At 66.8% G+C, this 13,457-nt stretch carries 9 protein-coding genes and 5 pseudogenes; 5 read left to right on the top strand and 9 right to left on the bottom strand.

Features of this window, described 5'->3' with window-relative positions:
• Window positions 1-21: 21 nt before the first annotated feature.
• Complete coding sequence (locus tag AC3EUV_RS26965) at window positions 22-1,638, top strand: SagB family peptide dehydrogenase (protein ID WP_435604084.1); 1,617 nt, start codon at window positions 22-24, stop codon at window positions 1,636-1,638.
• Window positions 1,639-1,909: 271 nt separating this feature from the next.
• On the opposite strand, the gene AC3EUV_RS26960 is transcribed toward AC3EUV_RS26965, so the two are convergent.
• The 7 genes and pseudogenes from AC3EUV_RS26960 to AC3EUV_RS26930 form a co-directional block, all read right to left on the bottom strand.
• Window positions 1,910-2,455 (bottom strand): hypothetical protein, encoded by a 546-nt coding sequence (locus tag AC3EUV_RS26960; protein ID WP_435604083.1) that lies wholly within the window; start codon window positions 2,453-2,455, stop codon window positions 1,910-1,912.
• Between the two features lie 613 nt (window positions 2,456-3,068).
• Window positions 3,069-3,221 (bottom strand): hypothetical protein, encoded by a 153-nt coding sequence (locus AC3EUV_RS26955; protein ID WP_435604082.1) that lies wholly within the window; start codon window positions 3,219-3,221, stop codon window positions 3,069-3,071.
• Between the two features lie 4 nt (window positions 3,222-3,225).
• Window positions 3,226-4,119: pseudogene (locus tag AC3EUV_RS26950) on the bottom strand (IS481 family transposase).
• A 150-nt stretch (window positions 4,120-4,269) separates the two neighbouring features.
• Window positions 4,270-4,862: pseudogene (locus AC3EUV_RS26945) on the bottom strand (IS5 family transposase); the annotation flags it as partial.
• A gap of 327 nt (window positions 4,863-5,189) precedes the next feature.
• A complete protein-coding gene (locus tag AC3EUV_RS26940) occupies window positions 5,190-6,245 on the bottom strand; it encodes a SpoIIE family protein phosphatase (protein ID WP_435604081.1) in 1,056 nt (351 codons plus the stop codon).
• Window positions 6,246-6,463: 218 nt separating this feature from the next.
• Window positions 6,464-6,697, bottom strand: a pseudogene (locus AC3EUV_RS26935) (IS110 family transposase); the annotation flags it as partial.
• Window positions 6,698-6,804: 107 nt separating this feature from the next.
• Window positions 6,805-7,128 carry a hypothetical protein gene (locus tag AC3EUV_RS26930; RefSeq protein WP_435604080.1) on the bottom strand — a complete coding sequence of 108 codons (324 nt, stop codon included), beginning with the start codon at window positions 7,126-7,128 and terminating at the stop codon, window positions 6,805-6,807.
• Window positions 7,129-7,669: 541 nt separating this feature from the next.
• Between AC3EUV_RS26930 and AC3EUV_RS26925 the strand changes: the two genes are divergently transcribed.
• Window positions 7,670-7,801: a hypothetical protein gene (locus AC3EUV_RS26925; protein WP_432146606.1), complete on the top strand. Its 132-nt coding sequence runs from the start codon at window positions 7,670-7,672 to the stop codon at window positions 7,799-7,801.
• Here AC3EUV_RS26925 and AC3EUV_RS26920 read toward each other — a convergent pair.
• Window positions 7,791-9,224: a pyridoxal phosphate-dependent decarboxylase family protein gene (locus AC3EUV_RS26920; protein WP_435604079.1), complete on the bottom strand. Its 1,434-nt coding sequence runs from the start codon at window positions 9,222-9,224 to the stop codon at window positions 7,791-7,793. The genes AC3EUV_RS26925 and AC3EUV_RS26920 overlap by 11 nt on opposite strands.
• A 310-nt stretch (window positions 9,225-9,534) precedes the next feature.
• Between AC3EUV_RS26920 and AC3EUV_RS26915 the strand changes: the two genes are divergently transcribed.
• The 3 genes and pseudogenes from AC3EUV_RS26915 to AC3EUV_RS26905 form a co-directional block, all read left to right on the top strand.
• Window positions 9,535-11,085 (top strand): FAD-dependent oxidoreductase, encoded by a 1,551-nt coding sequence (locus AC3EUV_RS26915; RefSeq protein WP_435604078.1) that lies wholly within the window; start codon window positions 9,535-9,537, stop codon window positions 11,083-11,085.
• A complete protein-coding gene (locus tag AC3EUV_RS26910) occupies window positions 11,082-12,743 on the top strand; it encodes an MFS transporter (protein ID WP_435604077.1) in 1,662 nt (553 codons plus the stop codon). The genes AC3EUV_RS26915 and AC3EUV_RS26910 overlap by 4 nt, the downstream gene beginning before the upstream one ends.
• Window positions 12,744-12,817: 74 nt before the next feature.
• Window positions 12,818-13,122, top strand: a pseudogene (locus AC3EUV_RS26905) (DUF5655 domain-containing protein); the annotation flags it as partial.
• 131 nt (window positions 13,123-13,253) lie between these two features.
• On the opposite strand, the pseudogene AC3EUV_RS26900 reads toward AC3EUV_RS26905, so the two are convergent.
• Window positions 13,254-13,457: pseudogene (locus AC3EUV_RS26900) on the bottom strand (IS5/IS1182 family transposase); the annotation flags it as partial.

The raw sequence follows: 13,457 nt of genomic DNA, 5'->3' as shown, positions 1-13,457 counted from the left end.
ACTGGACGAAAGGGGCATCTGATGAAGACCAACTCCGCCGCCACGCAGGTAGCCACGGGGAAGTCCGCCACGGGGCTGTCCCGATTGCTGGCCCTACGGAACGGTGTCGAGGTCGTCTCGGAGGAGAACGGGGTGAAGCTGGTCGGCGCAACCGAAGTCGTGCGGACGACGCAGGCCGGTACGGCGCTCCGCACGGTCCTCCGAGCCCTCGCTGCCGGACCGGTGGCGATCAGCGAGCTGACAGACACGCTCCGCACCCGCGAGGGGAAGGGCGACGACAGCCAGAACGACGAGATCCGGTTCGCCTCGTTGCTGAGGCGGCATGCCCATCTGTTCGCCTGGTCAGTGACCTGCGACGCAGCCCCATTGGTCATGGTCGAGCCGATCAGCAGATGGAGCCGCTTCGACCTGCTGTTGCCGGATGACACCTTTCCCCTTCGGCTGTCCCGGTTCGCCTACGCGCGGCGCCAAGGCAACGAGTTGGTCGTGGAATCGCCGCTGTCGCTCTTCCGGGTGCGGCTGCAGTCACCGCTGGCACGAGAGGTGTTGTCGGCTCTGGGGCAGGTCACCTCGGTGGCAAGGCTCGCCGCTGGGCAGGAAACCGGTCCGGGACTCGAAGCCGTGCGCATGGTGGTGGGGCACCTCGTTGCCGCGAAGGTGGTCGATGTCGGCACGAAGTCCGGCGCCGAGGGTGCCGGTGGGGAAGTCTGTGAGCACGAGGCCAGATTCGTGGAGGACCGGGACGACGTTCTGCGCCAGTGGTCGTTCCATGATCTGCTGTTCCATGCTCGGAGCCGCTTCGGGCGACACGACGAGCCGTTCGGCGCCACCTTCTCCTTCACCGGCGACATCGAGCATGAACCTCCGGTGAAGCAGCGCCCCGTCGGTCCCACGACGCCGCTGTACCGACCGGATCTGGACGAGATCCTCGCGCACGACCCTCGGTTCACCGCAGTCCTGGAGTCACGGCGATCCATCCGGGCCTACGACGAGCAGCCGATGACGGCGCGGCAACTCGGGGAATTCTTGTACCGAGTTCAGCGAGTGCGCGCAATCTTTGGGCCGGACGCGCTATCGGGAGTTCCCTACCAAGGTGTGGACCGGCCCTATCCGACCGGCGGCGCCACAGGTGACCTCGATGCCTACGTCACCGTCAACCGGTGTGCGGACCTTCCTCGCGGGGTCTACTACTACGACTCGGCCGCTCATCAGCTCGTTCTGATCAACAAGGAAGAGAAGGCGCTGCAGACGATGCTGGGGATGGCGTACCGGGCCTGCGGGGGCGCGGTCGTCCCGGACGTCCTCCTGACGATCACTGCCCGGTTCCAGCGCATGGCGTGGAAGTACAGCGGCATCGCCTATGCGAGCACTCTGAAACACGTCGGGGTTCTCTATCAGACGCTGTACCTGGTCGCCACGGCCATGCAGCTGGCTCCGTGCGGTCTGGGCTCCGGTGACATCCAGACTTCTGCCAACATCTTCGGTCTGGACTGGCGCCGTGAGTCCTCGGTCGGCGAATTCATGCTCGGCAGCCGTCCTGCCGAGTACGGCCCTCGCGGCGCGAGGCACGTTGGGCTCGCTGGATGGCAGCACATGAACGATCCCCAGTGGGCGATCGAGGCCCTGCGATACGTCTGAATCGGCAACCGACGAGACGGACTTCTGCGCGGTGTACCAGCCGGCCACTTGTGTCCTGAAGTGTCCCGCCATGGCGCACGCGTCCGGGCTCGGACGGGTGCCGTCGATCAGCTACCGTCGGCTCCAGACCGCCACCGCGGGCACCATGCTGACCTACGCAACCGGGCCCTTTGCACGCCGTGTCCTCGCGTACGACGTGACCGCCCCCGGCGGCTGCGGTCCTGGCCGGGGGCGGTCACTTGAGCATCATCGACGGGCAGTTCCCGAGGCGTCAGCTGGTCGGGCAGTCAGCGGGGGGCTTGGGCGACGAGTGCGGCGTGATGACGCTCTGCGCCCCGTCCGTGCCCTCCTCGGCCGGCACGGTGGAGGTCCCGGTAGCGCTCCACGTCGCGTCGCCCTTCGAGAAGGTCCAGGTGCCGGTGACCTGCTTCATCAGCTGCGCACGCGTCAGCCAGCCCCACTCGCCCTTCCGCACGGTGAAGGGGTAGGTCTTGGTCACGGTGTTCTGCCCTATCCACTGGTGTGAGTAATTGACCGAGACCGAGGTGGTGACCTTCGACACGATGAATTCCTCGATGCCGACCTCGGCACTCACCGTCACAGAGCCGCCCACGGAATTTGACCACCCCGTGGTGTCAGCAAAGGCAACGGTCGGCTTCTCGTTGTCGGCCCCCTGGGTGTTGTTGTACAGGGCAGACACGCACTTTTCCGGCCCGACGGCCGCGGTGGAGGCGCGGTCCTGCGTGTACGTGCACTTGAGGTCGCTTTCACCGGCCGCGCACCGCTTCAGGGAGTACAGGGTGAGGAGGTTCCGCATGGAGTCGTCGATGTAGCCGGGAACCCAGTTCTGGTTCGGATTGCCGTTGCAGGCGTAAGCCCCGACCTCCGATCAGTCGCTGTTACTTGCCTCTAGGTCTAAAACTGGTGGACGTTGTTGACAGATGGGTCTCTGCCGTACTCGGGCAAGGCGATCACCGCTGCACTCGTGCAGGGTGCTGCCGCCCGGCGTGGTGACCTGGAGGGTGGCGGTGCCGGTGCCCGCCGGGGTGGTGCCGGTCAGAGAGGTTCCTGCTTCGTTGAGCGGCCAAGGCCCGGTGCCACAGATGCCCCCGGGAGAGTCGGCGGGCCAATCAGTCGTTTACCCGCTCCCCGGTGTCCACGCGCCAGCAGGAAGTGGGTGGAGCCGTCCGCCTCTGAACACCGGTCAGGGCCACGCTGCGTGATGGCTGCGAGGCCCTGACCGGTCACGTGGGGACGTGGTGCTGTTCAACGAGGCGCCGGGCCACTGGGTTACCCAAGAGCCCCGTGTCGGACTCAGTCAATACGCCTGACCCACGCGCTCACCGGAGTCTATCCAGAGGTCAGAGTATCTACCGGTTGGTGTTCGCTCTCTCTCGGCGTGAGGTGTCGGACCGCCCGGGACAAGCAGGTCACCGGCCGACGGCGCGGCGCAGTTCATCCTTGCTCATGGTGGAGCGGCCTTCGAGGTTCTTCGTCTGGGCCTCTTTGTAGAGCTGCTCATTGGCGGGCTGCCGGTCCCGCGGCGGGCGGCGATCTCCTTGGTCCGCTGTGCGAGGTACCACGCTCCTAGGTGTATTGACCTGGAGCGTTGTTCACACGGCTGACGGGTGGCTTGCCGCCGAGTGCGGTGTGGCTGCGGTGGTGGGTGTAGGTGTGGAGGAAGCCTGCCAGGGCTTCGGTGCGTTCGCTGTTGCTGGTGTAGGGCCGGATGTGCTTGTGGGTGATGCTGGCTGCGGTGAGCGTCCGGGTGAACAGCTTGGACTTGTAGCAGGAGCCGTTGTCGGTCAGGACGCGTTCGACGGTTATCCCGTGCGAGGCGAAGAAGGCTTGGGCCCGGCGCCAGAAGGCGATCGCGGTTTCCTTGCGTTCGTCGATGAGGACTTCGCTGTAGGCCAGATGGGAGTGGTCGTCGACGGCGGAGTGGATGTAGCTGTAGCCGATCACCGGCTTGCAGCTCTTGCGCTGGCCGGTAGTGGCCTGCTTGTTGTGGGCGCCCGCGGTCCTGCCGACCGTGCGCCAGCCGCCTCCGTCGGGGATGCTGCCGAGTTTCTTGATGGCGACGTGGACCATCTCGCCGGGCGGGCTCGTTCGTAGCGACGGATCGGCTCGCCGGTCGGCCGGTCGAGCCAGGCCAGCCGGTGCAGGCCACGGCGGGTCAGGACCCGGTGCACGGTCGAGGCCGGTAGGCCCAGGACCGGGCCGATCCTGGCCGGTCCCCACTTGCGGGATTGTCACAGCGTGCAGATGCGGTCTTCGACGTCAGCGCAGTGCGGTGTGGGGTCCTGTGCGGTCGGCTGGAGCGGTCTTGCAGGCCGGCGTCGCCTTCTGCCCGCCACCGTCGCATCCACTTGTGGGCCGTAGCCGCGATATCCCCATTTCGGCTGCCACATGGGCCACGGGCCGTCTACAGCGGACACGTTCGACCAGCAGCCGCCTGCCGTGAACCGTCAGCCCGGCAATTACAGTGGGACACGAAGACCTCCGTTGTGCGGTGAAGCCTAGACACCTCCACCACACCGGAGGTCTTCGCCATTGATCAAACCGAGCCGACTATTAACAACGCTCGTGATCAATACACCTAGGGAGCGTTGAACCCGCTGTGACGTTCCGGCGGCGCACTCTGCCTGCGAGCTGGTCGGTGCGTTCGGGGACCGTCGCCTTGATCCCGCGCCGGCGGAGGTAGGTGCGGAAGGTGCGGGCCGAGTAGCCCTTGTTCGCGACGACGCGTTCGGGCCGGGTCCGGGGACTGCCTGGGCCCGGCCGGGGGACTCGAATGCGGCTGATGACGGCTTTGGACTGTGTGCAGTCGTTGCGGGTGCCGGCGGTGACCAGGAAAGCCAGCGGTCTGCCTCGTCCGTCGCAGGCCAGGTGATTTTTGCTGGTCAGTCCGCCGCGGGATCGTCCGAGTCCGCGTTCTTCGAGCCCCCTTTGGCCGCAGTGTGCTGGTGAGGCCGCGCGATCGTGGAATCGATCGCGACCAGTCAGTCCACTTCTGCCCGCGTCTGGGCGACTGCGAAGAGGCGGTCGAAGGTGCCGTCGGCGGCCCAGCGGGCGAAGCGTCCATGGACGGTCTGCCAAGGGCCGAAGCGTTCGGGCAGGTCTCTCCAGGGCAGACCGGTGCGGAACTTGAATACGATGCCTTCGAGGACCTGGCGGTGGTCCCGCCATCGGCCGCGAGCCCGTCCCGCGGGCAGCAGCAGCGGCCTTGGTTCAGTTCGTCGCGACGCTTCGGGGAGTTGGCCGGCCTGGAGGTCGAGGAGGCAGAGCGTGGGCGGCATCGCCAGTGCCACCATGCGACGGGGGTGTCATGCCGATGGGGCGGGATACACCCAGGCACTGAACACCCTGGCCGACACCCTCGCCGTCGGCCGTCCGCCGGAACCGCCGTTGAGCCGCATCCACCGGTGGATCTGGTGGCGCGTCGGAGGAGTCCGTGCGCGATGCCCGGTGCTCTCGCGGGGTGGTGCGCACGAGCCGCCTGCGGCCGCGGGCGGTAGTTGACTTGGAGCTGGCCGGACGCGAGGAGGCGGTCAGGCCGCCTGGTACTGAGCGTCGTTCGCCGGGAGGCGTTCCTCTGCCCAGACGATCTTGCCGTCGGCCGTGTATCGGGTGCCCCAGCGGCGGGCCAGCTGCGCGATGAGGAATAGGCCGCGGCCGCCTTCGTCGGTGGTGCGTGCGTGGCGCATGCGTGGTGCGCTGCTGCTGGGGTCGGAGACTTCGCAGATGAGCGCATCCTGCCGGATCAGGCGCAGCCGGATGCGTCCGTTGCCGTAGCGGATGGCGTTGGTGACGAGTTCGCTGACGATGAGCTCGAAGGTGAAGACCAGGCTGCCCAGCCCCCAGGCGGTGAGGCGGTCCGCGGTCAGGGAGCGGGCGTCTGCGACGACTGTCGGGTCGGAAGTCAGTTCCCAGGTGGCCACTTGGTCCTCGGACAGAGCGTGGGTGCGGGCGAGGAGCAGTGCGACGTCGTCGTCGGGGCCGCCGGTGAGCACGTCGTCCAGGACGGTTCCGCAGAGTTCGTCGAGCCGCGTCCGGGGGGAGGCCAGTGCGGTGCGCAGCAGGGTAAGGCCCCGGTCCATGTCCTGGTCGCGGGTCTGTATCAGGCCGTCGGTGTACAGGGCGAGGACACTGCTGTCGGCGATGTCGACTTCGGCGGATTCGAAGGGGAGGGTGCCCAGGCCGAGCGGAGGCCCGGCGGGCAGGTCGGGGAAGGCCACCGAGCCGTCCGGGGTGACGACTGCGGCAGGGGGGTGGCCGGCGCGGGACATGGTGCACTTGCTTGTGGCCGGGTCGTAGACGACGTACAGGCAGGTGGCGCCGAGCGCGGCGGGGGTCAGGGACGGGTCGGCGGTCTGCTCCTCGTCGATCAGGCGGAGTACCTGGTCGTCCAGGTGGGCCAGCAACTCGTCCGGTGGGAGGTCTATGTCCGCCAGGGTGCGAACGGTGGTGCGCAGTCGTCCCATCGTGGCTGCGGCGTCGATCCCGTGCCCCACGACGTCTCCGACGACCAAGGCCACCCGGGCCCCGGACAGGGGAATCACGTCGAACCAGTCGCCGCCCGCGCCCTCGGAGCCATGGGCGGGCAAGTAGCGCCAGGCTGCCAGAGGTATCCATGTGCCTGCACCCTCGTCCGTGAGAGGCAATACGTGTCCGGCGCACTGAGGCTTCCAGACGCGTCAGAGACTCCTGATCCAAGGATCGCACCAGCCTCCGAAGTCATCGAACTGTGTTCGGTCGCTCACCTCGCCACATGGCGCGGCACTGCTAGCCGGCGAGCACCTGACCACGACCATCGAGCGAAGGCTTACGTGACGGTCGGTATGGGTTGGTAGCACCGTTCGTCACGGAGGAGAGCCCGGAGGGCCTTGCCTCGTCGCCGTGCGAGGGCTACGAGGGCTTGCCTGTGTCGTTTGCCCTCGGCGCGCTTGCGGTCGTAGAAGCGGCGGGACTCGTCGCAACAGCGGATGCTGAGCAGCGCGGAGGTGTAGAAGACGCACTGGAGGTGTCGGTTGTAGTGGGTGGGGCGGTGGAGGTTGCCGCCGCGTCCCTCGGCTCGGTGGCCTCGGGGGCGAGCGCCAACACGGCCCGTACCCGCGGTTCGCTCCGGCGGGCCGGTCAGCAGCACGCCGGTCCCGTCGACGCCGTTCAGCGCCTCGATTCGGCCGTGAGGGCGGCCTCCAGCGCCCGGCCGCGCAGCTGGGCGCCCTCGGTCGCCGCTGTCGACGAGGATCGCGTGCAGCCGGTGGCGGCGGAGCTGGGCCAGCAGTTGCGATGACGACCGGCCACCACCAGCCCTGGTCCGTCCAGCGGGTGTGCTGCTGCGCGGGGAGCAGCACCTGGTCGGGGCGCGACCAGGGCCAGCCGGTGGGCAGCCCGAGAGGCCCTCTTCGCAGGCAGGCCGCCCGCCCCGAGCAGCACCACGGTCAGGCCGAGCAGCACCCGGTTGACCGTTCCGCGGCCTCTGCGCATCGCTCGCTCACCTCTTCTTCGGGCGTCGGACGTCCACAGTCAGGCGAAGTTCGCGGCCAGGCCCAGCTGCCGCAGGCCCTCGTCGAGCGCCGACCTGCGGGGCACGTGGTGAGAAAGGGCTCGCCGGGGAACGATGCAGGACCAGTCACCATCATCGACGACCCGGGGTGCAGGAGATAGGGCAGCCCGACGACGGAGCCGTCGGCGAACAGCCCCTAGGCCGGCCCGCTGCCGATCAACACCGCCGCCGCAGGCAGGGGCCGGACCGCCTTCCTGCTGCTGGCCCTCTTAGCCGAGATGGAGCGCACATTCACCGCCGAGCGGGCCGCTCAGTGGTCGAAGCCGCCGGTCGTCGCATCGGACACCCTGTTGCCTACCCCGCAGACTGGCTGCACCCACGCCCGGCTCGCCGCGCGGGTCGACGACTCGCCGACCGGCAGCAGATCACCACCCGGACACCAAGGCCTCCGTGACTTGCTGGATCCAGGACCGACCATGAGGTTTCTTCTGGCTGGCCGCACTCGGTGGGCTCGCCGTCGTCATGGCGGTGTCCACGTTGTACGTGCTGCGCCACGAATCCGTCGGGCAGTCGATCGGACGGTTGGTCATGTTCGTCGGCACGATCGGCGTGATCGCCGTGCTGGTCCGGGCTGAGCGGCTGGTCAGTTCTTGAGCGCTTCCGCAATGATCAGCTCAACAGCCTCGGCCACCCGGTCGCTGTGCGTGCGATGGATGACGATGCACATCCGAATGGTCTGGCGGCCCTCCACCACGGTGCTGGACAGCAGCACACGCCCTGTTGCGTTGACCCGGTCGAGCAGTCGGCGGGTCGCCTCGTCCGCCTCGGCCACGGCGGTAGCACTGTTGTCGCGTGGCCGGATCCGGAATACCACCGTACTGAGATCCGGACGCCAGGGCAGTTCAAGTGACGGGACGCAGGCCAGCTTGTCGTAGACCTGTTCGGCGAGGTCGAGCTTCTCATTCAAAGCGCAACGGAAGGCAGACACACCGTGCAGGTGCAGAGGTAGCCAGACACGTAGCCCGCGGACCTCATGAGTGAGTTCAGGACCCAGGTGCGCGTAATTGGGCAGCCCACCGGAAGAGCCAACGTCTTGGAGATAGTCGCCCGTTCCCTCGTGAGCGGCGAAGAGTTTGGCCGGATCCCGGACGACGAGGGCGCCCGTACCGAAGGGCAGGAACAGCGTCTTGTGGGGGTCCAGGGCCACCGAGTCGGCCTGTTCCATTCCCGCCAGTCGCCGCCGTCCACGCTCGGTGAGTCCGAAGAACCCGCCGTACGCCGCATCCACGTGGAACCAGAGATTCTCCTGCTGAGCCAGGCTTGCCATGGCAGAAAGCGGATCGATGGTGCCGGTGTGGGTGGTGCCGGCTGAACCGATCAACAGGAAGGGGCGGAGTCCCGTGGCACGATCACTTCGGATCATGGCTGCCGCAGCCTCGACATCCATCCGGAGGTCGTCGGTGCACGGCACGACGCGGATGTTCCGCTCCCGGATTCCGGCCAGCCGTGCCGCCTTTGTCAGCGAGTGGTTTGCGAACGGGGTGACATAGACCGTTCCGGCCCCGAAGTCCTCACCGAGATGGGTGTGGCGGGCGGTCACCAGGGCGGAGAAGTTGGCCATGGACCCGCCGGTGGTGAGCAGGCCGCTGCTCCCGGGCGGAAGGCCGCTGACGTCCTGGGCTATCCACCGCAGCACGCTCTCTTCCAGCGCAACCAACGCTGGTGCGGTGAAGGCCATGCTGCCGTAGCGGTTGACCCCCAGGGTGTAGAACTCGGCGAGCGCTGAGGTGTAGAGACCACCGCCTGGAACATAGGCAAGGTAGCCGGGACCTGCGGTCTCCAGCGCGCAATCGGCAGCAAGACCGAGCCGGCCGAGTAGCTCTTCCAGGTTGCCTGCCTGCTCCGGCGGTGCTGCGAGCAAGTCCGCTACGAGACCGGCCGTTGCCGCCGGCCCAACGGGATTGTTTGTCGGACGGTCCGTCAGTTCCGTTATGAAATCCATGACGTGATCCAGAACGAGATCGCCCATCTTTGCCATGGTTGCGCGGTCCGGCTCCAGAGGGAAGTGGTGGCTCACGAAAAACACCCTACGGGACTTCTCCCGAAAACGGCAGTTAGTCCAGAAGTTTGTTCAGAGTCCGAGTTCCCCCCCTCTGCGCAAATGTCGCCGTGTCGAGTACATTCATTCCGGCGCCAACGGTCACACCTGTTGGAGGCATCACGCCTGTCCATGCGGTGACCGAGAGGTCAATTGGCCTAGACATCAAGAGCCGTTGACTCTCGGCAGCCGCGCGGTCACCCTCAGCCCAATTGCCGTGACGTTAGACCCCTTCGGATCGGATCGCGCCCTGCGCGAATCCCCGACGAGCGCAGACGGAGAGCGAATGATGACAGAACCCACTGACTACCTGGTGATTGGCGCTGGGCCCGCGGGCCTTCAACTCGGCTATTTCCTCGAGAAGTCCGGTCGCGACTACCTCATACTTGAGGCCGAAGAGGTGCCCGGATCCTACTTCCGGAGGTTTCCCCGGCACCGCCAGTTGATCTCCATCAACAAGCCGCACACGGGCTGGAGCGACCCCGAACTCAACCTGCGCATGGACTGGAATTCACTGCTCAGTGACGACCCCGAGCTGCGCTTCACCCGGTACAGCGAGGACTACTTCCCGAACGCGGACCTGCTCGTCGACTACTTCGCCGACTTCGCGGCGCAGACCGGGGTCCGGATCCAGTACGGCACCCGCGTCACCGGGATCACTCGTGACGGCTGCTTCCACGTGTCCACGCAGGACGGCACAACGTTCCAGGCCAGACGGGTCGTGGTCGCGACCGGGCTCGCCCTGCCGTATGTGCCGGACATCCCCGGCATCGAATTGGCGGAGTCCTACAACGATGTGTCCGTGGACCCGCATCAATTCAACGACCAGCGCGTCCTCATCATCGGCAAGGGGAATTCAGCCTTCGAGACTGCCGACAACCTCATCGCGCACGCCGCGGTCATCCACGTCCTCGGCCCCAAGCCGCTGACCTTCGCCTGGCGCACCCACTTCGCTGGCGACCTGCGAGCGGTGAACAACAACTTCCTCGACACCTACCAACTCAAGTCCCAGAACCTCGTGATGGACGCGACGATCGACCGGATCGAGCGGCATGGTTCCGAATACCATGTCACCCAGCGCTATCTCCGGCGGCCCAAGGTCATGACCCATGTCTACGACCGGGTCATCGTGTGCACCGGCTTTAAAATGGACACGACAATCTTCACCGACAGCGCCCGTCCCCGGCTTGCCCTCAACGACCGGTTTGCGGAGATAACACCCGGGTGGGAGTCGACGAATGTACCCGACCTGTTCTTGGCCGGGACCATCACCCAAGTACTCGACCGCAGGAAATACACGAGCAGTGTCCTGCACGGATTCCGCTACTCCACCCGCGCGCTGCACCGTTTCCTGGAGCAGCGCTACGAGGGCCGTACCTGGCCCGGCCAGGACCTGCCGGCAGACGCCAGCGCCGTGGCGGATGCCGTGCTCGCGCGGATAAACCGTAGCTCCGGGCTGTGGAACCAGTTCGGTTTCCTCGGCGACGTCCTTGTCCTGAACGACGACGGCACCTCGCGGCTACGGGAAGAGGTGCCCGTCGAGCTCGCGCGCCGCCCCGAATTCGGTGCGGGCCAGGACTACCTCATCGTCAATGTGGAGTACGGTTCCGGATACCCGGCGATCGACCCGTTCGACATCGCGACCGGCCGGGAGTGGGAGGCCGATCCGGCGAACGAGGCCCTCTATATGCATCCGGTCGTTCGCCGCTATCGCGCGGGCGAGTTGGTCTCGGTGACACACCTGCCGGAGCACCCCTACAACGAATGGACCGACCAGAAGACGTACCACGAGCCGGTGCGTGCCGTGGTCGCCGAGATGTTGCCGGCAGGTGCCCGGTGAAGAAGGGCTCAGCGTTCGCCGGTTCGCCGGGCAGACCGCCCGTGCGTCGCGCATCGACCGGCCGGGGGTTCGAACATCCGCTGGCATTCTGGGCGGGCGCGCTGGCCTGTACCGCCGGGGTACTGCTGCACTTTCCGATGTATCTGCACGCCGGTGACATGGGTTACAAGCTCGTCGGGATGCCGGCGGACCCGGCAATGATCACCGGCATGGTGCTGATCGTCGCCGGGTTGCTTGCCTCGCTGTACGGGCTCGTTCCCCGGCGCAGCAGGGAGATCCAGCGCTCCTCAGGCCGCATCCGGGTCCGGGCGATGGACGACGCGCCGATCCGGCCCGCGCATATCGCACTGGTCATTGTCCTGGTGTTCGCGGTGACGATCGACGTGATGAAGCCGACCTCGCTGGCCTTTGTGGCCCCGGGCTTCGCTGAGGAATACGGGCTGAAGTCGCCCGCCAATCCGCAAGGAACCATCCCGGTCTCCTGGTTGCCGCTGGCCGGCATCACCGGCACCGTCATCGGCTCGTGGATCTGGGGCGCGCTCGGCGACCGGATCGGACGCCGCGCCTCACTCATCTTCGCCGGGATGATCTTCGTCGCCACCAGCATCTGCGGCGCCATGCCCGGCTTCACCTGGAACCTGGTGATGTGCCTGTTCATGGGTATCGGCGCGGGCGGCATGCTGCCAATCACCTTTGCTCTGATAGCCGAGACCATCCCGGCCCGGCACCGGGGCTGGCTGATGGTGCTGATCGGCGGAAACATCGCCGGGGCGTACGTCATCACGAGTTGGCTGGCAGGATGGCTGATCCCCATCTACAGCTGGCGCATCCTGTGGCTGATCGGCCTGCCGACCGGGCTGATCTTCATCGCACTGAACCGTTGGATCCCCGAGTCGCCCCGCTTCCTGCTCGCCCGTGGGCGGACTGAGGAGGCCGAGGCCGTCATGGCCCGCTATGGCGCCGCGGTGCAGGAGGCCGAGCCGGAGGGGGGCGAGGTGCACGTGCCTCTCAAGCGAACTGGCTACCGCACGCTCTTCCGTCGTCCGCTGCTGGGATCAACCCTCGGGATCACCATCCTCGGCATCGGCGTCGGGCTGATGACCTACGGATTCCAGCAGTGGGTGCCGACCAACCTGCAACACCTCGGCTACTCAACGGTCAAATCAAACTACGTCGTACGCAATGCCGCCCTGCTGGGTCTGCCGTTCACCGTGCTGACGGCATGGATGTATGCAGTCTGGGGAAGCCGCAAGACCATCGTCACGGTGAGTGGGATCACCGTGGTCCCCCTGCTGGGTTTCGTGGTCGGCGGCGACGCACTGGCGGACCGGCAACTGCTGCTCTCGCTGCTGCTGGTGGTGCCGCTGGCCGGCGTCAGTTCGCTGGCGGCTGTGGTGACGGGATATGCGGCTGAGGTGTATCCGACCCTGCTGCGCTCGCGGGGGACCGGCCTGGCCGCCGCGATGACCAAAGCTGGCGGTGTCCTCATCCTCGCGCTCACCGTCGCCGCGGCCACCGTCCCCTCCATCGCCGCCACCGCGCTGATCGGCGCGGTTCCCCTGCTGCTGGCGGCGCTGGTGTTCGCCTGGGGATGCCCGGAGACCAAACAGCGCTCCCTTGAGGAGATCAGCCAGGACCTGACGGTCGCCCATTCATAGGCGAGGAGGAGAGGGAGAGCGGGCGGGGATGCGGCCGGGAGGGGAACGGGCGGTGACCGGAGTGCGGCGCTAGGCAAGTTGCGTCGGCGGTCGACGAGGTGCTCCTGGGGATGGGCGACGGCGTGAATCGCATCCAGCGCAAGCAGTACCGCGCGTACCAGCGTTGTGGAACTTCGCGTGCGTCTGCCCGTCGCAGAAGACCAAGTTGTTAGTCTACCTCAAGGCTGACCCCAAACAGGTCGACCTCGTGCCCGGCTTCACTCGCGATGTGACCGGGCTCGGTCACCACGGAACCGGCGACCTGGAGGTACAGCTGCGCACTCCCAGGGCTGTGGAGCGTGCGCAGGAGCTGTTCCGGGCGAGCTACGCGGCGGCGTGAAGGGACTACTACGGACGCCATGTCGTGTGGCTGACTGGCGCTGTGGTCAGGGCGTGGGCGAAGACGATCTCGTACTCGGCGCGCAGGGCCTCGTGTTCGGACTCCGGTAGGCCTAGGCGCTGTTTCTCGGATCATGTTCGGAGCCAGATCATGAGGGTCGCGACAGTGACGGTTCCGAGGTAGACGTAGGCGCGTTTCTCGTAGCGGGTGGCGACAGCCCGGAAGCCCTTGAGGCGGTTGATGGCTCGCTCGACAGTGTTGCGTTTCTTGTAGCGTTCGCTGTCGAATCCGGTGGGCCGGCCGCCGTCGGAGCCGCGGTTGTGCCGGTGTCGTTT

The organism is Streptomyces sp. bgisy130 (assembly GCF_057708345.1).
This window is presented reverse-complemented; position numbering and strand designations above follow the sequence as displayed.